19 protein-coding genes are annotated in these 24400 nt (G+C 34.2%); 4 read left to right on the top strand and 15 right to left on the bottom strand.

Annotated elements, in window-relative coordinates:
- Positions 1-362: 362 nt before the first annotated feature.
- From KAOT1_RS08625 to KAOT1_RS22840, 7 genes are all read right to left on the bottom strand, one after another.
- Positions 363-2786, bottom strand: a complete 2424-nt coding sequence (locus KAOT1_RS08625) for a leucine-rich repeat domain-containing protein (RefSeq protein ID WP_007094389.1) — start codon at positions 2784-2786, stop codon at positions 363-365.
- Between the two features lie 90 nt (positions 2787-2876).
- Entirely contained in the window at positions 2877-4688 is a 1812-nt protein-coding gene (locus tag KAOT1_RS08620) for a sodium:solute symporter (protein WP_007094388.1), read from the bottom strand.
- Between the two features lie 118 nt (positions 4689-4806).
- Positions 4807-7338 (bottom strand): PIG-L family deacetylase, encoded by a 2532-nt coding sequence (locus KAOT1_RS08615; protein ID WP_040559431.1) that lies wholly within the window; start codon positions 7336-7338, stop codon positions 4807-4809.
- Between the two features lie 392 nt (positions 7339-7730).
- Positions 7731-7943 carry a hypothetical protein gene (locus KAOT1_RS08610; RefSeq protein ID WP_007094385.1) on the bottom strand — a complete coding sequence of 71 codons (213 nt, stop codon included), beginning with the start codon at positions 7941-7943 and terminating at the stop codon, positions 7731-7733.
- A gap of 149 nt (positions 7944-8092) precedes the next feature.
- Positions 8093-8317 carry a hypothetical protein gene (locus KAOT1_RS08605; RefSeq protein WP_007094384.1) on the bottom strand — a complete coding sequence of 75 codons (225 nt, stop codon included), beginning with the start codon at positions 8315-8317 and terminating at the stop codon, positions 8093-8095.
- Between the two features lie 373 nt (positions 8318-8690).
- Positions 8691-8948 carry a hypothetical protein gene (locus KAOT1_RS08595; RefSeq protein ID WP_007094382.1) on the bottom strand — a complete coding sequence of 86 codons (258 nt, stop codon included), beginning with the start codon at positions 8946-8948 and terminating at the stop codon, positions 8691-8693.
- A gap of 29 nt (positions 8949-8977) precedes the next feature.
- The gene (locus KAOT1_RS22840) at positions 8978-9151 is read right to left on the bottom strand and encodes a hypothetical protein (protein ID WP_007094381.1); all 174 of its coding nucleotides are present in this window, start codon (positions 9149-9151) and stop codon (positions 8978-8980) included.
- Between the two features lie 161 nt (positions 9152-9312).
- Here KAOT1_RS22840 and KAOT1_RS08590 point away from each other — a divergent pair, with 161 nt between their 5' ends.
- Positions 9313-11178, top strand: coding sequence for a hydrolase/aminopeptidase (locus tag KAOT1_RS08590; protein WP_007094380.1), 1866 nt, complete (start codon positions 9313-9315; stop codon positions 11176-11178).
- A 241-nt stretch (positions 11179-11419) separates the two neighbouring features.
- Here KAOT1_RS08590 and KAOT1_RS08585 read toward each other — a convergent pair whose 3' ends face one another.
- Positions 11420-12373, bottom strand: coding sequence for a hypothetical protein (locus KAOT1_RS08585; RefSeq protein ID WP_007094379.1), 954 nt, complete (start codon positions 12371-12373; stop codon positions 11420-11422).
- Between the two features lie 196 nt (positions 12374-12569).
- Here KAOT1_RS08585 and KAOT1_RS08580 point away from each other — a divergent pair, with 196 nt between their 5' ends.
- Entirely contained in the window at positions 12570-12797 is a 228-nt protein-coding gene (locus tag KAOT1_RS08580) for a hypothetical protein (protein WP_007094378.1), read from the top strand.
- A gap of 370 nt (positions 12798-13167) precedes the next feature.
- Here the strand turns inward: KAOT1_RS08580 and KAOT1_RS08570 are convergent, their stop codons facing one another.
- The 6 genes from KAOT1_RS08570 to KAOT1_RS08545 all read right to left on the bottom strand — a co-directional run bounded on the left by KAOT1_RS08570 (position 13168) and on the right by KAOT1_RS08545 (position 21982).
- Entirely contained in the window at positions 13168-15963 is a 2796-nt protein-coding gene (locus KAOT1_RS08570) for a CHAT domain-containing protein (RefSeq protein ID WP_007094376.1), read from the bottom strand.
- Positions 15964-16190: 227 nt separating this feature from the next.
- A complete protein-coding gene (locus KAOT1_RS08565) occupies positions 16191-17156 on the bottom strand; it encodes a hypothetical protein (RefSeq protein WP_007094375.1) in 966 nt (321 codons plus the stop codon).
- 11 nt (positions 17157-17167) lie between these two features.
- A complete protein-coding gene (locus KAOT1_RS21960) occupies positions 17168-18946 on the bottom strand; it encodes a Haemagluttinin domain protein (RefSeq protein ID WP_007094374.1) in 1779 nt (592 codons plus the stop codon).
- 7 nt (positions 18947-18953) lie between these two features.
- Positions 18954-20615 carry a T9SS type A sorting domain-containing protein gene (locus tag KAOT1_RS08555; RefSeq protein ID WP_007094373.1) on the bottom strand — a complete coding sequence of 554 codons (1662 nt, stop codon included), beginning with the start codon at positions 20613-20615 and terminating at the stop codon, positions 18954-18956.
- 10 nt (positions 20616-20625) lie between these two features.
- A complete protein-coding gene (locus KAOT1_RS08550; RefSeq protein ID WP_157560084.1) occupies positions 20626-21177 on the bottom strand; it encodes a hypothetical protein in 552 nt (183 codons plus the stop codon).
- Positions 21178-21208: 31 nt separating this feature from the next.
- A complete protein-coding gene (locus KAOT1_RS08545) occupies positions 21209-21982 on the bottom strand; it encodes a DUF4412 domain-containing protein (RefSeq protein WP_007094371.1) in 774 nt (257 codons plus the stop codon).
- Positions 21983-22131: 149 nt separating this feature from the next.
- On the opposite strand from KAOT1_RS08545, the gene KAOT1_RS08540 reads away from it, so the two are divergent.
- Positions 22132-22671, top strand: coding sequence for an RNA polymerase sigma factor (locus tag KAOT1_RS08540; RefSeq protein WP_007094370.1), 540 nt, complete (start codon positions 22132-22134; stop codon positions 22669-22671).
- The gene (locus KAOT1_RS08535) at positions 22671-23411 is read left to right on the top strand and encodes a hypothetical protein (RefSeq protein WP_007094369.1); all 741 of its coding nucleotides are present in this window, start codon (positions 22671-22673) and stop codon (positions 23409-23411) included. Before KAOT1_RS08540 ends, KAOT1_RS08535 begins: the two co-directional genes overlap by 1 nt.
- 34 nt (positions 23412-23445) lie before the next feature.
- On the opposite strand, the gene KAOT1_RS08530 is transcribed toward KAOT1_RS08535, so the two are convergent.
- Positions 23446-24291 (bottom strand): hypothetical protein, encoded by an 846-nt coding sequence (locus tag KAOT1_RS08530; RefSeq protein ID WP_007094368.1) that lies wholly within the window; start codon positions 24289-24291, stop codon positions 23446-23448.
- Positions 24292-24400: the final 109 nt, after the last annotated feature.

Raw genomic sequence — 24400 nt, 5'->3', positions numbered from 1 at the left:
GTGCACCAAGAACTTATACAACATTTGCACAAATGGCAGAAGAAAATGGTTATTCGCGTTTGCCACTAGGCGTACATTTACGAATGGATTGTACGGAAGGTTTGCGTTTGGGGTATGAAATATCAGATGCGGTAAATAATTTTGATCTATCGCAATAAAAAATATAATTAAGAAAGCCTTTCTAGATTGTTAGAAAGGCTTTTTTTTGCTAAATGCTAAATGCTAAATGCTAAATGCTAAATGCTAAATGCTAAATGCTAAATGCTAAATGCTAAATGCTAAATGCTAAATGCTAAATGCTAAATGCTAAATGCTAAATGCTAAATGCTAAATGCTAAATGCTAAATGCTAAATGCTAAATGCTATTGGCTACAATCACCATTTATAATGTCTGCTCCAGAAGGATTATAAGCGTTTCCAACAACGACAACGCAAAAATTATTATTCCAATTTGAGTTTTCTAATACACTTGTAAGCGCGCATAAATCACTTAAGTTTGGATTTGGTCCATTGATATAACCACCACAATCACCTTCCCATTGTATCACTCCAATGTTGATTAATGAAAATAAATCTCCGTTAATTACTACATTTTCTATCCCATCTAAAGTCAGTAATGCTTCATTATTTGCAACAATAATGCTTCTTGCTTGTGTGAGTTGTTCTAAACCTTGGAGATTGACCAAGGAATCATTATCATCTATCATAATGTCTAGCACTGTTGTTAAATTTTCTAGTTGTGCAAGTGAAGCAAGCACATCATTATAACGAATGTATAAGAAACGAAGTTCCGTAATTCCTTCCATACCTTGTAGCGACGTTAGGGCATCATTGTCTAGAATATGGAGATCGTTTTGACTTGATAGATTGAATACTTCAATACCTTGTAACGATGTTAATGAATTATTTTTAGATATTCTCAGATCTTCTTCAATACTAATTGAATTGTTAGCACCTGTAAGTGAAGCGAGTCCATCATTTTCAGTAATATGTAAATTACTTATTGATGTAAAATTATTGATTCCTTGTAATGTAGTTAAAGCATCGTTGTCTTCAATCAATAAATCATTGATGGTTGAAAAGTTAAATCCTTGCAATGAAGTTAAGGTAGGATTGTTTTGAATATGAAGTTTGTCACCATCAATATTCATTATATTTTGTAAACCTTGAAAACTGTTAAGGTTTTCATTTCCTGTAATTGTTAAACTACCCGAAATATAATTTATGGAACTTAACGGAGTTAAATCGATAATATCAGTGTAGTTGGTTGCATTTCCAATAATTACATCACCTTGGACTTCTGTAAAATTAAAGACTCCAAAGTCATTTACTTCTTGCTGTGTTGATAAAACCAAGTTTCCATTGAATGCGCCGCCCATGTTAGCACATGTACTTACATTACCAATATGAACAGGCGTTGTACTAAGTGTCACATTTTCTGTAATGCTCCACTGATTGGTATCAAAATCAAATACTTGAACATCTACTGTAGTAACTTCACAAAAAGGAACGTGAATATCTATGACACCATCGTCTATCACATAATTGTTAAGTTCATCTATATATACATATCCGTTTGTAAGCATGTTTCCATCACAATTGGTTACCATTCCTGTAATGTGCGTAGTTTGATTTTCTTCATATGAAAAGGAAATAGTAACATTGGTATCTGTAGAAAAGCCTCCAACTGTTTCCGAGTATACTTGAAGTCCGCTACAGTTTCCTAAGGATCCGTAGACTTCTACTTTAACTTCTTCATTTTCGGGAATTAAACCGCATTCAACACCTTCATTTGCTGTCATAATTCCAACATAAAGTATTCGACCGTCTACTACACGTCTAAGAATTACATAATAAGGTACTGCTTCATCTACATTGGTCAATGACAATGAAAAGCAAGCTTCAATGTAGTCTAATGGTAAATCACAATTCCACCAAGTAAAATGTGAAACTTCAGCAACATACATATTTGAAAATTTCACTGCTTGTCCTTCTTCTTTCCAATATCCGCGTTCTTCGTCAAAATACCATAAAGGAATAAAATCAGGAGCATTCGATGTGGTAATAGGGAATTCTAGTGTGGCACGATTAAACTCGTTGATGTTAAGTTCTTCTCCACTAGGAGAAAATAAATTTACAGACATCATACCTAAAGTTTCCAAAGCTACAGCATTATTGTTGGCATTTTGAGCAAACAAACTACCTGGCATGTATCTGTATGTGTTTATTGAATTTGGGCGTAAATAATTAAAAACAACATCTACTTGTCCGTTGTATGCAGTTCCGTTTTGCCGAACAAAACCACCGCTAAAATTAATTTTTGCACCGTTGGGTAAACTAACTGTAGAAAATTCACCTGAATTTACAGAAGCAATAATTTCCTTTTTATACATGAAAATTTGAATTCTGTTTTCTCCTTCGAGTTTAGGAATTACAACTCTAGAACCATCAATATAGCCTTCTTTTTTTGCTTTGATGTGTGCAAAATTTTCATATACAGTTGCATCTTTTATCAAAAAGATACCATTTCGGTCTGTAAGTACTGTCGTATTTCCAATAGTGACTTGTACGTTATTTAAAAGTCCTCCATATTGATCTTGGATAGTTCCATAAAAGTCACCTGTAGTGAATGCTCCGAAGTTTTCTGCAATGAATTCTTCATCACGTACAATATCTTCTTGGGTTTGAAGGTTTGGTACAGTTCGCGTGTCAAAATCATCATTAGTACAATTTTGAAAGGTAAGAAGGCACGCAAATGCAATGATTAGTTTGGTTAGTTTTTTCATAAAATTTATTACGGTTTATACACTTATGATGTACATTTTGTAAAAAGGTTGCGTTGAAGAAATAACTTATTTGTAACAACCTGTGTTTTTTTATGCTACTTTTTTATTTGTTGATTGTAGGATCATCGCTAAGAAAATGACCAAAATACAGCCTACTAAATTTAACCATAAAAACGGTATCACATCTATATACCAAATAAATACAACGATGACTTGCGTAATTAATGCAGCCACAAACACGGCATTTCCTTTTACATATTTAAAGAAGAATGCCAACAGGAAAATACCTAATACATTTCCATAAAAAATAGAACCGATAATATTTACCAATTGAATTAAATTTTCAGCCAAACTCGCAAAACAAGCAATGATAATAGCCAAAATTCCCCAACCTAACGTAAATAATTTGGTAGCTTTTACATAATGTGCATCGTCTTTATCAGGATCAATTGCAACGCTTCCTTCTCGGTTTCTTTTGTATAAATCGATTGATGTAATAGTTGCCAATGCATTTATTTCAGAAGCTGTAGATGACATCGCAGCCGATAGAATCACCGCTAATAACAATCCGATCAAACCATTTGGTAAGTATTTTAAAATGAACGAGATAAACATGTAATCACGATCATTTGTAGCATTGTCTTTTGCGGCGTCTTTGTATAGTTTAGTCAATTCCGCACTTTTTTCTTCGTATGTCGGATCGTTTGGATTTGTCTTTATTTCCGATAATTCCTTTGAAAGTTTATCGTATTTCACACCATAATCACTGTCAACAGCACGTTTTATTAAGTATTTAGCTTCCGCTCTGTATGACTTTTCAATACTATCCAAACGCAGTAATTTTTTCTTGTCTGCCTCATTGTATGATTTTGCTAGTTTCAAACTTACCGTTTGTTTCTGATCGAATAATGCCGTTTGCTTATCTCTCAATGCTTGATATTCCTCGCTGTATTCTGAAGCCATTACTTTTTCTGTAGAGGCGTCAATAAAGTTCAATGGAGCTTTGTTGAATTGATAGAACACAAAGACCATTACACCAACTAATAAGATGAAAAATTGCATCGGTACTTTTAGCAATCCGTTAAACATCATTCCCCAACGCATTTCCTTTACAGATTTTCCTGAAAGATAGCGTTGTACTTGACTTTGGTCGGTTCCGAAGTAGGAGAGTGCCAAGAAACTTCCGCCAATAATTCCTGTCCAAATGGTATATCTATTATCCAAATCGAACGAAAAATCTAAGACTTCCATTTTTCCACTCGCACCTGCAATATCAAGTGCATTTGTAAAACTTACATCATCAGGAATTAAGTCTAACGTAATGAAAAATGCGGCAAACATTCCTGCAAAAATGACAAACATTTGTTGTTTTTGTGTGACACTTACAGCTTTTGTTCCACCAGAAACCGTATAAATAATCACTAAAACTCCAATAATAATATTTAGCGTAATCAGGTTCCAACCTAAAACTATAGAAAGAATAATGGCAGGCGCAAAAATGGTGATTCCTGCTGCCAATCCACGTTGAACTAAGAATAAAATAGCAGTTAAACTTCTCGTTTTTAAGTCAAATCGATTTTCTAGAAATTCATACGCCGTGTAGACTTTCAATTTGTGATATAAAGGAATAAATACCATACAGATAATGACCATAGCAATTGGAACTCCAAAATAGAATTGTACAAATCCCATTCCGTCGCTGTAGGCTTGTCCTGTAGTAGATAAAAAAGTAATGGCGCTTGCTTGTGTTGCCATGACCGATAAACCAATGGTCCACCATTTTGTGGTGCTTCCACCTCGTATATAATCTTCTGAGCTTTTGCTTCCGCGCGTTTTCCAAGTTCCGTAACCAACAATTGCGGCCAATGTTCCTATTAATACAATCCAGTCTAATGCAATCATGTTCTGTGGGTTAGGAGAATAAATTCATGATGAGGTAAAAGAATAAAATATACGCCAAGTTGGCAACCAAGATGATCGTATACATTTTTTTCCAAACAAATTTTTCAGTGTCCATGTCTTAGTTTTTTAGTTGCGGTTTTGTGACAATTTCTGATTTTCCAATAGAAATCATATTGGTAAAAAGTTTATACGCGCCAGGAACGCCCGCAGGCAATTCACGGAAGAAACTCAATCCTGTGTAGATATAGTTTCCTTTTCCGTATTTAGCAACGAGCAAACTTCCTTTTTTCTCCGTTTCACCTTTATCATTCATAGAGAGAATTGGTGTAAATTCTGGAGCCCAACTGTTTGGAAAATACAAACCACGTTCTTGAACCCAATCATCAAAATCTTTAGCTTCAATTTTATTTGGAAAGTTTACAAGAGAATGATCTTTTGCAATTACTGTAACTTTTGCATTTTCGTCAGTGACACGATCTCTGGAAAGTTGTAAGTTATACGGAGCAATTTCGCTTGGATCGACTTTTACACGACGATTTGTGTTGTACTGAACAATTACATTTCCGCCATTTTTTACATAATCTAAAATGTATTTTTGTTTGAATTTTAACTCGTCAACCGTATTGTAAGCTCTAATTCCTACCACAACCGCATCGTACTTTTGAAGCGACTCAGCATCAATTGAAGCAGGATCAATTATTTCTACATCATAACCAATCTGGCGTAAGCTTTCGGGAATGGCGTCTCCTGCACCTTGAATATAGCCGATATATTGTCCGCCTTTCTGGATATTCAAACGAACCACTTTCGTCTCCGAAGGCAATAAAACCGACTGTTTCGGAATGTGATCGTATTCAATTTCACTAAGTGCTTGCGTATATTTTTTATTTCCAATAAATACTTCTGGCGTTAAAATACCTTCACTTTGTGTTGCTGGCGGAATTACCGTAAACATCAACGTTACTTCGTCACCTTTTTGCGCAATAGTTACTTTTTGTTTTTCAGGATACACCTTCCAGCTATACGGATGTTTGATAGAAACATAACCATCAATATTGTCTTTTCCGGCTTTGACCGTTACAGGAATTTCTTTGGCATCTTTTGTGGAAAAAATCAGGACTTTGTCTTTAAAATCGGCAGTTACTTCTGGCAAAATTTCAAATGGCTGATACAATTCGCCTTTGTCTGGTTTTGAGTAACGATATATGACAGGTTTTGTAATGGTAATTGGTTTCCCTGCAATTTCTAGATTGAATTTTAATATTGCAGGTCGCGGTGTTTCTGGTAATCCGCGTAATTGTTGATCGGCAACGTTGTACATTCCCAAAGTCCCTTTTTCAAACAACCAATACGGTGCTGAATATTCGTCGGTTGCTAAGTTTGCTTCTAGGGAAATGTTTTCTCTTTTATTTGGTAAAAGATCAATGTTCTTCGTTGTTGTTTTATTGTCGCTTGTCGCTGTAATCGTTTTTAGTTTGATTGCGGTATTGCTTCTGTTGAGCGCTTCAATGTTGATTTTAATATCGCTTCTAGGAGTTGCACTTGGGGAAATAGCAGAAGCTTCTAGGTACAATCCGGCGCAAGCCTGAATTATGGTTTCAATTTCAGCTAATTTGATTGTTTTCCAATGTTCATCTTCTAACTTTTGAATCATTCCGTAAGCTTCCATCAATTTTGGTAAGTGTGACGAAGGATTTACGAAGTCAAAATTCTTTTCAATAGTATTTAAAATGTTTCCAATAGCTTTTCCGCCTTTTACACGATTCCAAGTAGTATCAATTCCTGAAAAAATATTGCTTTTGTCTTTTGGAAAATCTCCTTTTAAAAATTCAACATATTCTTGTTGTGTTCCACGCGAAGTCAATCGTCCAAAACCTTGACATAAATGCTGACTGCTCGCTATGGAAGCCAATTCGTTGTTTGACAGTCCTTTTAACGGATAGTACACGCCAATATCGAAGTTTAGCATGTTGCTTTTATCTGCTTTTTCAAATTTTTCTCGGCTTCCGTAAAACCACCAAGAAGTATTGAAAAATAGGCGTGTTGGTTGCCAAGCGTCGTATGTTTTTAATTGTGAGGCGTATGCGTTTTTATCGCCGGCTAAATCAAAAGCTTCCATACTTAACATGGCAGAAGCTGTATGATGTCCGTGTGTTCTTCCAGGCGTTCTGTGATCGAAACGATTGATGATGACGTCTGGTTTGAATTTACGAATAGCCCAAACCACATCACTCAGTACTTCGTCTTCGTTCCAAATGTCAAAGGTTTCATCAGGATGTTTGGAATAGCCAAAATCATTGGCACGAGAAAATAGTTGTTCTCCACCATCTACGCGTCGAGCGGCTAGTAATTCTTGTGTACGAATGACACCGAGTTGCTCGCGAATTTCAGGACCAATTAAATTTTGTCCGCCATCACCGCGCGTCAATGATAAATACGCAGTTCGTGCTTTTACATTGTTGGAAAGGTAAGCAATAAGACGTGTGTTTTCGTCGTCGGGATGTGCTGCAATGTAAAGTGCAGAACCTAAGAAGTTTAATTTTTGGACTTTCTCGTAGATTTGGTTGGAGGAAAGTTTATCTGGTTTTTGTGCAACACTTGTTGAAATAAAAGCACAAGTCACTAAAATAAACAGTATTAGTTTTCTCATTAGGAAATATTTGGTTCAGTAAAATCAAAAATAGCAAAGTTCAACTAGGGAAATCTAGTTTTTAACGTTCTTTAACTTTTGTCGAAATTTTACACAGGAACCAACAGTAACTTTAGCTATTTTCACGTTTACACAAATTCATGATAGCGAATTATTTTACTGAACTTAGCTTTATAGACTTCTAATGTTATCGTTTTTATTGAATTTTTCCAAGTGGTTAATGAGACTTGCTTAAGTATGTTAAAATCAGCACAATAAAAAAAGCAAACCGAAGTTTGCTTATGTAATATAAAACTACTAACTAAAATTATTTACGGTTGATGGTTTTTATAAAAATTATGCCAGTTTCTTTTGTATCATCAACAATAAATCGAATGTTCTAATTTTTTGTTTTAAGGTGTAGGTTCACAAAAATCTGTAAGTTCAAAAGGATAACATGTCGCCCACGTTTCGCAAAAAGCTACTGTTTCTGTAGGTTCACAGGTAAATGAACAAAGACATGAACCGTTTCGACGAGAAAAAGCACCTCCTTTGGTCTTTGTTGAGTTAAAAGAAGAAATTGACTTTTTGTTTAGATGTAAGGTTTTAAGATTACGTTTCTTCATAATATTACGTTTTAAAATTAATAATGAGATAAAAGTAGTTATGGTTGAAGAAAGATTATAGTAACCTTACAGACAATTCCGTGAATTGTAATAAACTAGGTGTAAAGGAGTACAGAAAAAGTGAACCGAAGTCTACTATTTTTTTAGTATTAACATTCACAACCAGATAAAAGTCTAGTATATGTATTCAGTGTACAAATTATGGTGTCTTGCGTTAAGGGAAGTGGCGCAGGAAACGTATTTGGTAATGGAATTGGCTCTGGACAGTTTTGAGATTGTTGAGTCGTTGGCAAACCTCCAGTAACACCTGAAATCGTTAACGTAGAAATTTTAGTTTTTCCTAAACTTAATTGTTTGATTGTTCTTTTTTTCATTGTAATTATATTTTATGTTTCACAGGTTCAAAGAACGCGACATTTCAACAAAGAAATCTCAGGAAAAACACTGAAAACATATGCGGAGAAGCACTGAAAAATTGTGGGGACAAAAAAAGCGAACCGAAGTTCGCTCTCTGTATAAATTTGTTTTATGTGATTAACCTAAGAACAAAGTCTTGGGTGAATAGTTTCACAGCGAGGTTCCCAGTAACATGCTGTGATGTTTTGCTCTGAATAACATTGCCTGTTGTTAGAATCGCGTCCACCTTTTGGAGCGGTCGTTTCCATATTAGAAATCGATTTTTTGTTGAGTTGCAGATTTTTCAGTTTTCTTTTTTTCATAAGTTTACGTTTAAAAAATTAATAGTGTTTAACAATCTTCCCAATCACAAGAACCGCCAGAACCACAATTGGCTTGTGTTTGACAGTTATTTGTGTTGTTTCCTCCATCATTTCCACCATCATACGGACAATAGCAATCGCTCATAAAATTAGGATCGTTAGATGGACAATCTTGCCAAAAGCAAGAACCGTTATTTGATTCATAACCACCTTTTACAGCAGTTCTTTCCAAATTGGAAATTGATTTTTTGTTAAGTTTTAATACTTTGATTTGTTTTTTCTTCATATTTTAAATTACTACAATTAATAACAAGCTTAACATTGTCCATTATACCACTGAACTCCGTAACCATAACATTGTGATTGTGGCCAATTAATGGGCATCCCGCCAGTTCCGCCACAAAATCTAGTTCTTCCTCCATTAACTTCTTTTTGGTCTTTTTTGTCTAGCGCTTTTACACCTTTTACGTTTAAAATGTTTTTTAACATGGTTATGTTTTTTTGGTTATCTCTGAAAAGTAAAAAAAACAAATGAAAACTAATTACGGAAATACCATACTTAACATTTGAAAATCTGTTGTTTAGCAGAGTTCTTAATAATTTCCGTAGTTTTGAGAAAATCGATTCACTATATAATTACAGAAATATCCATGAAAACATTCAAAAATTGTGTTTTTTTAGTGCTTACCGTACTTTTTGTAAGCTGTTTAACTACCGAAAAAGAAATGAAAGAAATTAGCAATTATGCCAACGATACACATTCGTATGCAAAACCAAACGAAGCTGTCGCAAAACATTTAATATTAGATGTTGATGTTGATTTTGATAAGGAAATCATCACAGGAACGGCAACATATACAATAGAAAGTATCAATGCTTCCGAAATTGTTTTTGACGCGAAAAACTTAGTGATTCAACAAACTTTGGTAGATGGAAAGGAAGTGAAATTTAAGCTTGGCGCGAATGATCCTGTGTTGGGACAAGCGCTGATAATTCCTATTGAAGCTGATTCAAAAATTGTGGCAATTACGTATGAAACAACAGATAAAACAGAAGCATTACAGTTTTTAAATCCGCAGCAAACTGCCGATAAGGAACACCCGTTTTTACTCACGCAAGGACAAGCAATTTTAACGCGAACATGGATTCCTATTCAAGATAGTCCACAAGTACGATTAACATATTCCGCGAAAGTGAAAGTTCCAAAAGAATTGATGGCAATAATGAGTGCCGAAAATCCAAAAGAAAAAAATGACAGCGGACAGTATCGTTTTGAAATGAAACAACCTATTTCACCGTATTTAATAGCCTTAGCAGTTGGTGATTTAGTCTATAAAGAAATCAGTCCTAGAACTGGTGTGTATGCTGAAAAGTCAATGATTGATAAAGTACATTACGAATTTGCAGATATGGAAAAAATGGTGAAAGCTGCTGAAGATTTATACGGAGCCTACGCTTGGGATCAGTTTGATGTCGTAGTACTGCCTCCAAGTTTTCCGTTTGGTGGTATGGAAAATCCGCGATTAACGTTTGCTACACCAACTGTAATTGCCGGCGATCGTAGTTTGACAAGTTTAATTGCACACGAATTGGCACATTCATGGTCAGGGAATTTAGTAACAAATGCTACTTGGAACGATTTTTGGCTCAACGAAGGTTTTACCGTATATTTTGAAATGCGTATTATGGAAGCGTTGTACGGAAAAGAATATGCAAACATGCTTGCTTCTATTGGAAGACAAGATTTATCTGAAGAAATAAAAAACTTCCGTAATCAGCCAGAAGCGACACGATTAAAGTTAGACTTAGAAGGAAAAAATCCGGATGACGGAATGAATAGCATTGCTTACGACAAAGGATATTTGTTTTTGCGAACACTTGAGGAAAAAGTGGGACGTGAAAAAATGGACGCTTTCTTAAAAGATTATTTCAACAAGCACGCGTTTTCTACCATGACTACAGAGAAGTTCGTCAACTATTTACATGATGAATTATTGTTAAAGAATAATGTTGAATTTAACGTAGATACTTGGGTTTACAAAGCTGGAATTCCTGGGAATGCTTCCAAAATTATTTCAGATAAATTTTCAGAAGTAAACAAAGTTTTGTCTGATTGGCAATACAAAACGATTAGTGCGGAGGAAGTTTGTGAAAAAGATTGGAACATTCAACAAAAAATACATTTCATTAGAAACATTCCTGAAGAACTATACGACGGATTGTTTGAAGAATTAGACAGCGCTTGTAATTTTTCAAATGCTACAAATTCTTATATCGCAATGGTTTGGTTTGAGCAAGCCATCAATCATGATTACCACGGCAATAATGTTGATGCACAAATAGAAAACTTTTTGATGACTGTTGGTCGTCGTTGGTATGTTTCTACAATTTACAAGGCATTTAAAAGAAATGGGAAACTAGATGAAGCTAAACGAATTTATGAAAAAGCACGACCAAATTATCATTCAGTTACCGTAAATACGATTGATGAAATGTTGGGAGTTTCGTATGAGTAGCATTTATATGAATATAATAAAAAGAAAAAAGGATACAATAAGGGCATATTGTATCCTTTTTCTAAATGAGATGATATCTAAGCCAGCAGGTTAAGGCGTGGAATAATGACTTAAATATACTTAGTAAATAATTTATCAGATTATTATTATAAAATTCGGAAATATTTACAACATTTCGTTACGGTTTTACCGTATAAGCACTATTAGTTTGCTATTGAAACGTCAGTATTTTTGTAGGAATTTATAATCTTAATTCTTTTCGTAAAACGCTATCTTTTACGCTATTTTTTGACCAATATGGACTTTTCAATTGTTTGATTCTCGTAGCTTTAGTAGTTAATGTTTTTGCAGAATTTCCGTAACCGCTTGTTGAAATTTCAGTCCAACCTGTAATGTCGTGCGGAAAGCTAGTATTAAAGTTGATACTTAATTTTCTGTTCAATTTTGGATAGTTTATAGTATAAGTTGATGTTGCTCCAGAGGTTGTTAATGTTGCAGAAGCTTTGTATGTTTTTAGCGGAATGTGTTTCATACGCAATACCTCAAAAGCAGGAATGATTTGTTGAGTTCCCACGGGTAATTGTGTCGGATCGATTCTGAGTTTTGTCCACAATTCATCTTCTAAAATTGCTTTCTCAACGGAAAACTTTTGATCGGATTCACTTTCAAAATACGAATACGATTGTACGTTAAATTCTGATCTGTTATTAAGTTGTGTAAAAACATGTCCACACCATTCTTGCATGGAAGATGTCACTTTAATCGCATGTTGGTTGTTGGCTACAGGATAAAATGTGCTCGACATGATGCTATACGGATAGATTCCGGTGTAAAATTTTTTGGTAGCGTTCAATTTTAAAATTGACACATTATTCGATCGTTGTTGATCTGCTTTTACCTGTTTCTCAGGATTGAAATCTTCTGTTACATAAATTAACACTGCTTTTCCTTTGTGAATTTCGCCATAGCGCGCTTGTTCCAATTCGAAGGAAGTCAATTCGGCTTCTCCTGCATACCAATACTTTTTAAAAGCTTCTGAAGTGGCTTGTGCAGGTTTTTTGGTGGTAGTTTTTACTGTTGAAGTTATATTTTTTGTCGTTTCTGCGGAAGCGTCATTTTTAACATTCGAACAGGCAATAATGGTTCCTATAATGGTAATTCCTGCTAAAATAAGTTGTCGGGAAATGGATTTCATCGTTTTTTTATAAAGATATTTAAAAACGACGATATTATCAATGAATTTTATAAGGTGTTGATTTTTGGAAAAAATTATATCGAAAGTTGCTTTACATGAAATTTTAAATAAGTAATAAAAGGAATTATATCGTTAAAAATGTTTGATATAAAGTTTGCGGATAAAAAACTATCTTTGTTATACAAAAAGTTAGATTATGAACATCGAAGCCACAAAATTAGAATTAATGCATCTTTTATTACAGACAGAGAAAGAAAGTATTCTTAAGAAACTCAAATCTGTTTTTGATGAAGAACAAGCAGATTGGTGGAGTGAAATGTCTGAAAGTGAACAGCAAGAAATTAAAACTGGTTTAGCGCAAGCAGATAATAATGAATGTATAGCTAATGATGCAGTAATGAAACGCTTTGGTAAATGGCATTAAAAATTGTTTGGACACCACAAGCACTACAAGGATTAGAGAAGGTTTTAGAGTATTTAGATAAAGAGTGGACACAAGAGAAATTCTAAATTTAGAAAAGCAGATAAGCGATCTTTTGAACCGTATAAGTAAATATCCTAAAATTTATCCTCAAACGGGGAATTTCACTAATGTTCACAAAGCACTTATTGATAAAAATAATTATGTAATCTACAGAGTTCGACCTAAAAAGCAATTAATTGAAATCATTAATTTTCGAGGAACTAAACAAAAACCAATAAAATAAAAGAACTTAAAAAAGTAATCTATAAGCAAATTTCTTATTTTAAATTCTCTCTCCAATTTTTCGCAATACTACTAATCATTCAAACTGTTAAAACAGCTTCAATGTATTTTTTCGAATTCGAAAACTTACAATTACAATAATTAATAAGGTAATGATGGCAGCAATGATACAGATGAAACTGAAAGATGCTTCTTGTTTTAGTTGAATTGGTGCCGTATCACCATGCAACACAAATCCTGCCCAATAGAACGGTTTTTTAAAGTTAGCATCGTCCGTATTTTTTAGGTAATTCATCTTTGCATTTTGCAACGCACGTGTTTTGTTTTCCCCTTTTTTAAGGTTTTTGTAGAAATCTACCATGATCTCCTGCGTTACTTTATCAGGAACTTCCCATAAGCTCGCCAAAGTTGATGGAACGCCAGCCAAAGTAAACGCTCTGTTGAGTGAAACCATTCCTGTTGAAGCGTCTAATTTGCCTTTGCCTGTGTTGCATGCACTTAAAACGGCCAACTCAGAGTTGAGGTGCAATCCATACAGTTCTTCAAGATACATTTTGGTTTCTTTGTCATTTTCATTGAATAATAAATGACTCAATTCTGGTATTTCGTTGTTCACATTTGCGTGCATTGCCAAGTGAATAATTTTGGCTTTGCGAGAATATTTGATAAAATTGTCTTTGGTCGCTAAAACAGCTTCAAAAAGTTTACTTGGAAAAATAGTGTTGAGCGATTTTGATTCGTTTTCTGCGCCATACAAACGATATTTGTTATCACGTAACGCAAGTTGCCCTATGTTTCCCTTTTTTTCTGGATATTGTGGCGTAAATACCACAAGGTTGTCATTTTTTAAAGTCAGATTTGACTCGTTTTTGTGATGAACAAATACCAAATGTGTTGCATAATTGATCGTAGCTTCTTCAATTAAATACTTTTCATTTGTGGTGATTAAGGTTTCAAACGGCAAGTAATGCAAAACATTATCAGGAATAATGGTGAGCGCGCTAAAATTTGTAGTTTCAAAAGGAAACAAATTTTTATACAAAGCATTTGCGATTTTTTTGTCTTCTTGTTGCTTGCTAAGTTGATTGTAATAACGTTCAACAGTTGCTAAAATTTCCGTTGAATTGTCTAATTCATAAAAATCAATTTGATCTTTTGTGATTTTGTAAACAATCAATTGATCGCCAATTTTTTGATATTTTACAATTACTTGAGAAGGTTTCATGTTTGCCTGAGTTGCGTTGATATCAAACGCTTCAAAAGCAAAGTTGGCAATGTTAGGAAATTGTTGTTTTAACGTTGTTAATTGCTGTTTTAATTTTCGTTCATAATCAAAAATAGCAGTTGTGTCTTTTCTGCGTTTTGCAATAACCAAAGCTTTTCGTAATGCTTGTTCTTTTTGGATCAATGCATCAGAAATATTGGTTTTATTCAAGAATCTACTTTGATGAAATTTTTTCCAAGCCAATCTATTTTCAATCACTTCCATTCGGTTCAGTAATGTTTCAATGTTGAAATTGTGATGACCAAAACCGAGTTTTTTCATTTTTAAAATTCCACCAATCGCCGTTTGGTAATACGTAGTGAGTTTGTCGTTGAAACGTTCTTCACGATAACAATTTTCAAACTGAATTAATCCTAATTTATACATTTTGGAGGCAAGCGAAAGTATTGTGGGATCTTTTGGATATTTTTTTACGATTGCATCTGCCATTTCCACTAAAATGCCCGTTTCATTTAAGTCATAACTCGGCACAAAGTTTGAAAATTCTTTTTTTAATGGACTTTTTCCTTTGTGAATGGCAACTATGGAATTTTCTAGGGAATGAATGACTTCTTGTTTTTCATCTAACGCAAGTAAAATATTAGCCTTTTCTGCTTCAAAATAAGAGCGACGATCATCATTTTTTGGTAATTTTTTTAATAATGAATTGATTAATCGTACAGATTGTTTGTATTTCTTTTCAAATTTAAATGCTTTTGCTTTGTTGAATTGAAATTGATAATAATGTGTTTCGTAATATGTTTTGTCTAAGTTTTGAAGCGCTTTTTGAAGGTTTGCATGTGCCAAATTGCAATCGGAAATTGTTACTGAATCTTTTCGTAAATATGCGTCGCCCAACATATTTAGTGCAACAGCATACATGCGTTTTTCTGCAGTGTTGAATCTTTTTTGACGCTTTATTTTTTCTAAATTTTGAATATGTTTTTTGAGTGTTGTAATGTCTTTTTCCGTAAAAACAGTTTTATTGCTTAAAATTTCCGTCGCTTTGTATTGAAACAATACGGGTTTGGAAACCTCATCTTTTACAGTAGCAATATTGTCTTTATGTGTTGCATATAATTGTCGTGCTTTTTTTAGGTAATTGTTCGCTTCTTCTTGAAAACCAAAACTTGCTGCCGAACCTGCAATATCGGCATAAATTGAAAGTAAATAATCGTAGTTTGGTTGCTGTACAGTTTCCATGATGGAAGCCGCTTTTTTTGAACTTTCGAAAGCATCGAGATAGCTTCCCAATTCGTATTCAGAGAATGCACGTTCGTAATGCAATTCTGCTTTGTAATTTATTCCTGCATCAGTTTTTGGACAAGATATAATTCCTTTGTTGTATGATTCAATAGAAACATCAAAGCGTTGTAAGTAATATTCAGAAGCACCTTTGTAAAAGTAGAGTGTTGCGGTTGCTAAGCTGTCTAATTGTTTTGTATTTGTAGCCAATAAATCAATGGCTTTTTCTGTTTGTGCTAGCGTTTTGGTGTAGTTTTTTGCATTGTATGCAATTGTGGCAGATTTCAGTATAGTTTGTGGTGTTTCTTGCGCATGCAAAAATTGCAACGAAGAAAGAAAACATGAAATAATAATACAAAGTATAATTTTTTTCACTTACTGGGTTTTTTTAGGGAATCTCATTCAAGATACATAAAGTCGTGCGAACAATTTGTAAATTCTTTGTGAGATTGCACTTTTAATGTATGAATAGCACTATATTTTATATGAACGGTATGTGAATCGTATGTTGTTGATTCACAACCGTCCATAAGTATAACAATTCGAAACGTAAAAAACCGACATTGTTATTTGTTGATTGCGGGAACTGTTTTAGTGTATATTTAGTTTTCTGGTAATTGCTCTTGTATTTGATAGGTACTAAAGTTTAAAAAATTTCCTGGATGCGCTAAGACATTTTGAAGAATTATTGGAGAATCTGGCTCAGTTCCTGTATATTGTGTTTTTCCGTCCATATTGATGTCGTGGATATTATATCCGTTTACGACGTAGGTTGGGAAATTGAGAAAGTTGCCCGAATCATTTAATACTTCCGATAAAATACTTGGTACATCTGGATTTGTGCCTGAATATTGCACAATATCATCACCATTTACATTTCCTGTCCAAAGTGCCATAGAATTGTTGGCTAATTGTATTTGTGCATTTGTGCCAAAGGTTGCAAATGCAGTGTCTGTAAAATCGACTATTGTTGTACTGGCTTCAGTAAGAGCAATTGGATTTGCAGACATGACACTTAAATGATTCCGATGTTTTATGACTACATAATGATTGCTAGGTGGTGCGTTTAAAATTAATGAGGAGTTTCCATCTAAGGCAACGACATCTCCATCGCGTTGCAGTAATGCTGATGTTGCCGCTACAATTTTTGTATTGTCATTTGCTTGTCTTAATTCTACCCAAACCCAATCTACTATTGCATTATTACCTGTTGTAGTAAATACCGAAGCATTAACAGTTGCATTATCTGCGTATGGACTTGTGGTTGGAATGAAATCGTTTGATCGTAAATCGTCGTTCATTAAACCGACAGTAGTTGGACTTAACGATGGACCTTGTAAAAAAACAATTGGATTTATTTTAATTTTAAGATTTGCACGAATAAAACCTTCTGAAATGGTCATACTTCCTTGATATTCTCCTGTGAAAGTTTCCCCTAAAGTGTATAATATTTGAATATTTTCAACAGTAGTTATGTTGCCACCACTATCAATACTACTCTTTAAAAGTTGTTGCCCAAACGTATCATAAGAAATCAAAAATGCAATCACTAATATTATATTTTTCATAGGATATTTTTTTAATTTTCTTGATATTGAATTTGTATGGATCGTACATTTGTATTAGGCACATCCCAATTTTGTCCGTTGATTGGAATTACTCTTACTATGTACATGAAATTTTCATTATCAATGGTTTCTGAAAGTCCTGTTACTGCGTCTGATCTATTACTACTCATATTTCCAGAACTATTAAATAAACCTATAGAAACAACGGAAGATCCATTAGTAGCAGAAATACGATATAAAGAAAATTGAAGGTTTGTGCTTGTCGAATTATCCAAATAGTTTGCTGTATATCCAGTAATAGTAACGCCATCTGGTAAATGAACAGGTGCTGTTATAGCTCTTTCTGCAACATTGTCAGAAAGATATACAAAAGTAAAGTTTCGTCTAATTTGAGCATCCGAAAAACTCGCTTCAAAATCATACGGACCAATTGAATAATTTTTAGTATTTGTTATACTCGCCACCAAATCTCCATCAGCAGTTACTTTTACATTTCGCGTTCCAGTTCCAGATAAATCATCAATATTTACTGTTCCATCGATCATTACTTTAAAAGCGGTGCTACTTAATGAAGAATTAAAAGGTCCTGGAGATCCGTTTCCTACCATAAATATAGCATCAGGATCATCAAAATTATGTCTTCCTACAGCAATGGCTCCTCTACCAGATGCAGTGGTTTGTTCTCCCAGAGCGACAGCGTTATAGCCTGTAGCAACAGTGTTTAATCCAAAAGCAATAGAATTTTCACCAATGTTTGCATCATTCCAATAGGAGTAATTAAAGGTTCCTCCATTGGTACTTCCTGCACGCAATGCGCCTTTACTTTTATCAAAAAAGAAGCGTTTATCGTCGTTGTTTGTGCTAAAATCATTTTCAAACTGATTCGAACCAGCAATGATACTTCCATTACTTTTTACTACAAATGCATTTTGACGTTCGGTATCGCTTGTTCCGTTACCAACAATCAGTGAAGCACTATTATCTTCTACATTGTATGTACCATTTACAAACTGACTTGAGTTGTTCGATTTTGTACCAACTCCAACGACCAAAGATGCATATCCGCCAGCAATTGTTCCATCGCCTAAGGCAGTAGAATAGGAAGTAATTGCTTGTGTATCTTTTCCAAAAGCAGTTGTCCCAACGCCATTTGCTCTAGTGTTTCTACCTGCGGCAAACGAATATAAGCCACGATTGCTATCATTCCATTGTGTACCGTCAACAGAACCTACTCTGAAGGCAACTTTCGATTTATCAAAGAACATTCTGCCATCCAAATTGACATTGTTTTCATCTTCCGTACTTGTGCTTCCAACTACAAAATCAGCATTTGTATTCGTTGCCGAAATTCTGTTTGGAGTTGCTTCCGAAAAAGGACTTACATCGCCTGTTGCACTTACAGTTTCTGCATGTAATGCATATGGAACGGTTTTAAATTCAGTTGTGCCAAAATCTACAAATCCGCTTCCAGAATCTATTTCCGTTTTTACGAAATGTGTGTCAAATCCCCAATTAATCATTTGAAAATCTCCAGAAACATTCACGCCTTCTCCAATATTCACAATTACAATTCCATTGGCGTTTGTGGTAGTTGTATGTGTTTCTTGATATACTATATTGGTCGCCATGTTTCCTTCAAAAATGGTAAATTGAATAGTAACCGATTGATTTGCCATAGGTAAACCGTTAGTATCAGCAATCACAGCTTTGTAATTGATACCTCGTGTTTGCGAAAATGAATTTATGCTATAGAAAAGCATCAGGAGAAGAAGTGAAAATCGTGCTTTCATCTGTTGGTTAGTTTTTGAGTAGTTTAAATATTTTTGATTGCGTTTTGGAAGTGATTTCAACCAAGTACATTCCGCTAGTAAATGTGGAGATGTCTATAGATTTTTGTGAATTTTCTAATTTTCCTTGCGCAATCAAATGTCCTAAAGTATTGTAAATGTTGTATTGCATTTGATTCGTAATATTGGAAAATTGAATCATGTTGGAAGCAGGGTTTGGGTACATGTTCATTGCGTTTGTTTCAAAACTTTCAACATTTAACACGCTAGCATCTTGCAGACTTGTCAGTTCGGTTCCGTTGCCAGATTTGTTTCCAGCAAACCAGAGTTTATTTTGGTATTCAATTAATGAATTGACCTGAACTTGTATAATTTCTTCAGAGCTTCCTGTTAATGCTTCTGTTCCCGCAGGCGTTCCATCCGTAACCCACAATTGTTGGGAATCAAAATAGAAAAGTTTGTTGGCGTAATTAATTGCTCTTAAAAACTCGATAGATTCTCCTGTATCGGTAGCACTTACTACTTTTACAGTTCCGCTTTCTGTTCCGTTTGTTTTCCACAATTCAAAATCGGAAGTAGTATTGTCAGAAGCCACAAAATACAATTCGTTGTTATACTCAGTAAAATTTGGAATATTCAATCCGCTAGCAAGATTATCCGTGTCAATATCTTTTACTAAACTTGCTGTGGTTCCATCCGTTTTCCAGAGTTCCGAACCAATAATTTGTCCAGAAGTTCCGTTGTAGCTTCTTGCTTTAAAGTAGAGTTCGTTGTTAAAAATAGTCAAATAAGAAGGATTGCTTCCAGTGCCAAATGCAGGATTTAGATTGTTTGGAAAAATATCATGCTTGATGATTGTTCCTGCAAAAGTTCCATCGGTAACCCACAATTCACGTCCGTTATTGGTATTTTCATCCTCAGCAGTAAAGTATAATTCGTTGTTAAAAACGATCATTTCAGCAATATTATCCAAACTACTGCGAACAAGTTCTGTATTTGCGGTTGTTCCATCGGTTTTCCACAATTCACCGTTTCCGTTACGATTTACATAAAAATAGAGTAATCCGTCAAATACAACACCGATGATATTTTTACCAGGTTTTGTCATAAATGTTGGTGCGCCATTTTGTGCATCTTCAAAGTTTTTTACGGAAACTGTTCCAGCTTCGGTACCATCTGTTTTCCAAAGTTCTATAGAAGAATTAGTGTATGCGCGGAAGTATAATTCGTTGTTATATTCCACAAATAATTGATTGATATCATTCGAATTAAAATCCAAACCGTTTGACGAACCACTTCTGATGTCTTTTACCAAAACTGTGCCCGCGTCAGTTCCGTCGGTTTTAAATAATTCTTGTCCTATGCCAGAAACGAATGCCGAAAAGTACAATTCGCCATTCATCACATAGAATGATTCTGGAGAATAACCGCCGCCGCCATTCAAATTGGTAGCTATAATTTGTGTTCCAGCTTCTGTACCATCACTTTTATATAATTTTTTAAATGAAGGTGTAATTTCAAATGCCTGAAAGTACATTTCACCGTTCATTTCTGTGATGTACGTTGGAGAACTTCCGTTGCTTCCCGACCAAATATCAATTTGCTCAAAGGTATATTGTGCGTTTGCTTGCGTTGCTAAAAGCATTACAAGTCCGAGTAGTATTTTTTTCATCGTATTACTTTTATTTCATTTTAGATTGATTCACAGAAAAGCTCACTTTTACATTGCTAGTTATGGTATTTTTAGAACCATCATCCATGCGAATTTCCATGGTAAGTGTATCTTCAAATTCTCCAGAAACGACTCTGCGTTTTTTCACGACACCTTCTTTCCAAGGTGTTACTTTTGTAATTTTTGTAGTGCTACAACCTGTAAAATCTCCATTAATTCGATCGTAAGTTTGATTGCCTTTCAAATCAATAAAATTTAAGCTTCCACAACCTGAAGTACTCGGTTTTGGTTGGTGTGTTCCAACTGTTGGTTCTCCCAAAAAATAACGGTTGATGTAATGAACTTGAAAACCACTTTCAGTTGTCAATTTGGAAGCGTTTACATTACTTGCACCTTCAAAAAACTCAATATTTGCTTGGCTTGCAAAGTTTCCTTTTTCAGGATAAAATGTGTGTGTTCCTTGTAATGGTCCGTCACTAAATGTAATGGTAATAAAGTGTTTTTTACTTTGAGAAAAAGCAGCTGTAGTGCATAAAAATAATAGAATATATAAATGTTTCATTTTGATTTTTTTAATGTTGAGATTTGGTTTTTTACATTGATTTGTATGCGCTTGCGTCAATCTGTACGTTTGCGTTTGTATCAACTTTAATCACTTTCATGGTGGCACTTTCGTTAGAAGAAACATAATTGAGTTCCATCACAAAACCTTCAAACGGACCATCATTTTTCATTCCTAAAATTGGTACAAACTTGCCTTTAATAGGGAAGTTGTTTGAAACCCACGCATGTACTTTTCCACCATCATTTTCGTAGAAATATTCATGACAGGTATATCCAAGAATTGTTTTCGTTTTTCCAGTTTTTACCAAATCACTTTTCTGCGGAACTTTATCAGCATAATCCAACTGACCTAGTTCTTCGTTGGTCACTTTCTTTTTAATCTTCATTCCAGGCATGTCCATAAACATAATGCTAGATGTTGGTGTAATCACTGTGTAGACTTGTCCACCAGAATCGTCGCCACCATTATCTAGTTTCATGCAAATAATGTTCGGATTTTTCTTTTCAAATAAAAACTCAATTTGAGCTTTGTCGTTTCCATCGGCTTCCATTTCAAGCGTAATACTTTGATTGAAGGTGTAGGAATTACCAGCATTTTTGTTTTTTGAAGCTTTTTTATTGCCTAAAACCTTGTCGAGCATATTGTCTGCGGCTTTTTCGGCTTCTTCCATGGCTTTTTCTTCCACTTTTTGCTCCACTTTATTTTCTACCTTGTTTTGAATACGCTTTAAGAGTTGCGAATTCGCATTTTGTGCCGCCAAAAAGAAGCAAACACAAGCGCTCATTTTAAAAATTGTTTTCATGATTTATTACGTTTCGTTTCCTCTTTATATATTTACAGGAAGAAAGGTTAACATCGCAGGGAATTTTTTTTAAGTTGAATTTAAACTTGAAATCAAATTTGAAAAAATCTTAACTTCCTAGTTAACCTTTTGCCCTGATACGACACTGAATGGAAAAGCAACAATTAGATTTACAAGCACGATTGCGCAATGATGACAAAAAAGCGTTAGAGGAAGTTTATGTGCTTTATAAAGAAGCTTTTATAAATTATGGTTTGCGATTCCAATTGGAAAAAGAAGATTTGATCGACGTGTATCAAGACAGTGTTATTGCGATGTATCAAAATTTTATTCGTAAAAAAGTACAGTTAGAAAAAAGTACGTTAAAAACGTATTTATTCAGTATTGGAAAACATAAAATTTATGACCGATTGAAAGAACGAAAGTTATTTGTTGGTGGCATAATTGTAGAAGATGATTATGAAGAAATGGTATTGGATGAAAGTACGCTAACCAATGAGCAAGCGCAATTGCGAAAGTATTTTGGTCACTTAGGCGAAAGCTGTCAACATATTTTAAAATTGTTCTATTATCGTAGTTTAACGGTAAAAGAAATCATTGAGCAAACGCATTACAAAGATGCGAACACCGTGAAAAGTCACAAATCGAGGTGTTTGAAAAAATTAATCGCACTGATAAAACCGAATTAATGGAAAACGAAGAATTGATTCAAAAATATATACAAGGAACGTTGGATGAAGTCGAACAAAAGCAGTTTGATACTTTATTAAAATCGAATCCTGAATTTGCCAATGCTGTAGCTGAATTTAAAAATGTTCATGCCGCCATTAGTTCGCATGAAAAAGACCAATTAAAGTCACATTTGCAAACTTTTGAAGCGACTCAGGAAGCATCTGAAGCTACTGAAAAACCTTCCAGAAGTTACAAACGTTTGGCAATTGCGATTGTATTATTACTGTTTTTTGGGTTGCTTGGGAATTACATTATTCAACAAGCAAATACAAATGAAATATTGTATGCAACGTATTTTGAACCGTATCCGAATGCATTGCAACCTGTGACACGCGGACCAAGTGATGGAATGTTGCTTACAGAAGCAACGCGCGCTTATGAAGCTAAAAATTACGAAGAAGCGATTAAAACTTTTGATTTGATTCAAGCAGGATTAGACAATCCAGATGTGGAAATTTCATTTTACAAAGCCATGAGTTTACTCAACTTAGGGAAAGAAAAAGAAGCGTTGGATATTCTTCGCGAAATAAAACATCAAAAAACACGATTTACACCACAAATTTATTGGTATGGCGCATTAATTCATGTAAAATTTGATGAAAACGAAAAAGCATTAAAAGCGTTGAATTATTTGGACGAAATTCAAACGACATACAAAGCAAAACAAAGAGCTATATTGAAAGCGAAGTTGGAGTAATAAATTTGAAACTTTATAACAAAAAAGCTTAAAATTAATTTATAAAGTAGCCTTTGAGTTTCTTTTCATCATCATCATAAAATAAATCTAGTTCATAAGTTTCTTTTATAGGTTTTCCATGCCATTTTATGATGTCAAATTGCAATTCACGTAAGTTTTTACGAATCAATCTATTGCACTTTCTATTGCTGAAATTGTCCCAAAAAATATCCCATTTCGATTCTGAAAAAGAAGCAATTTTAACTTTGGTCACTTTTCCTTTTTTGCCAATAGTTATGATGTATTTATCATCGCAATAATCTTTGGAAAGTGTTTCCCAATCTAGTTTTTTAACTTGCTCAAAGAGAATTTTAGGAATTGATTTTTGGTTAATTCTTGAAATTCCATTTTCAACCTCAATATGATTGTCAAGTAGCTTTCGTTTTTTTAGATTCCCTTTTCTAAAGTGTAAAATTTCTTCTTTCAAATAAGTAGTTTCTGCAACTCCGTCCCATCGTAACATTTTATCTTTTGGAATGACTAGAAAGGATGAAAACCAAGTAGCTTTTACCACACCATTCTTAAAATGAGGGAATACAGTTTGTAGAATTTTCTTGCTGTGCTTTGCATCTTTAATATCTGTTAAGTACAGTTGGTTGTTTTTGAATTCCCAAACAGCTTGAAATCCTCGCCAAAGATTTGTGCCAATATGTAAGCCTTTTTCAAACTTTGAAATCGTGTGAGATAGTTTGTCAAATTTTTCTTGGGAAAGTCCTTCCAGCGGTAATGTATAGATGTAAATAGTATCATTGCCAATTTTTAACAAATCAGGTAATTGCGGACTTGTCGCAAAGACGAAGTTTGACGATATGGTTAATAAGAAGATAAATAGTAATCTCATTTTTAATATGTATAAATGAACTCATATTTGGGTTTCCCAAACGTCAGCTCGATTGACACGCTCTGAAATTTGAAGTACAAGAATTTCTAAGTACACAGCAATTCAATAT

Origin of the sequence: Kordia algicida OT-1, from assembly GCF_000154725.1 — a bacterium.
In the GTDB taxonomy this organism is placed as follows: Bacteria; Bacteroidota; Bacteroidia; order Flavobacteriales; family Flavobacteriaceae; genus Kordia; species Kordia algicida.
This window is presented reverse-complemented; position numbering and strand designations above follow the sequence as displayed.

Bases quoted from the DNA above. Each gene is read 5' to 3' on its own strand.
- KAOT1_RS08625 (WP_007094389.1), bottom strand. From the start codon at position 2,786: ATGAAAAAACTAACCAAACTAATCATTGCATTTGCGTGCCTTCTTACC.
- KAOT1_RS08620 (WP_007094388.1), bottom strand. From the start codon at position 4,688: ATGATTGCATTAGACTGGATTGTATTAATAGGAACATTGGCCGCAATT.
- KAOT1_RS08615 (WP_040559431.1), bottom strand. From the start codon at position 7,338: ATGAGAAAACTAATACTGTTTATTTTAGTGACTTGTGCTTTTATTTCA.
- KAOT1_RS08610 (WP_007094385.1), bottom strand. From the start codon at position 7,943: ATGAAGAAACGTAATCTTAAAACCTTACATCTAAACAAAAAGTCAATT.
- KAOT1_RS08605 (WP_007094384.1), bottom strand. From the start codon at position 8,317: ATGAAAAAAAGAACAATCAAACAATTAAGTTTAGGAAAAACTAAAATT.
- KAOT1_RS08595 (WP_007094382.1), bottom strand. From the start codon at position 8,948: ATGAAGAAAAAACAAATCAAAGTATTAAAACTTAACAAAAAATCAATT.
- KAOT1_RS22840 (WP_007094381.1), bottom strand. From the start codon at position 9,151: ATGTTAAAAAACATTTTAAACGTAAAAGGTGTAAAAGCGCTAGACAAA.
- KAOT1_RS08590 (WP_007094380.1), top strand. From the start codon at position 9,313: ATGAAAACATTCAAAAATTGTGTTTTTTTAGTGCTTACCGTACTTTTT.
- KAOT1_RS08585 (WP_007094379.1), bottom strand. From the start codon at position 12,373: ATGAAATCCATTTCCCGACAACTTATTTTAGCAGGAATTACCATTATA.
- KAOT1_RS08580 (WP_007094378.1), top strand. From the start codon at position 12,570: ATGAACATCGAAGCCACAAAATTAGAATTAATGCATCTTTTATTACAG.
- KAOT1_RS08565 (WP_007094375.1), bottom strand. From the start codon at position 17,156: ATGAAAAATATAATATTAGTGATTGCATTTTTGATTTCTTATGATACG.
- KAOT1_RS21960 (WP_007094374.1), bottom strand. From the start codon at position 18,946: ATGAAAGCACGATTTTCACTTCTTCTCCTGATGCTTTTCTATAGCATA.
- KAOT1_RS08555 (WP_007094373.1), bottom strand. From the start codon at position 20,615: ATGAAAAAAATACTACTCGGACTTGTAATGCTTTTAGCAACGCAAGCA.
- KAOT1_RS08550 (WP_157560084.1), bottom strand. From the start codon at position 21,177: ATGAAACATTTATATATTCTATTATTTTTATGCACTACAGCTGCTTTT.
- KAOT1_RS08545 (WP_007094371.1), bottom strand. From the start codon at position 21,982: ATGAAAACAATTTTTAAAATGAGCGCTTGTGTTTGCTTCTTTTTGGCG.
- KAOT1_RS08540 (WP_007094370.1), top strand. From the start codon at position 22,132: ATGGAAAAGCAACAATTAGATTTACAAGCACGATTGCGCAATGATGAC.
- KAOT1_RS08535 (WP_007094369.1), top strand. From the start codon at position 22,671: ATGGAAAACGAAGAATTGATTCAAAAATATATACAAGGAACGTTGGAT.
- KAOT1_RS08530 (WP_007094368.1), bottom strand. From the start codon at position 24,291: ATGAGATTACTATTTATCTTCTTATTAACCATATCGTCAAACTTCGTC.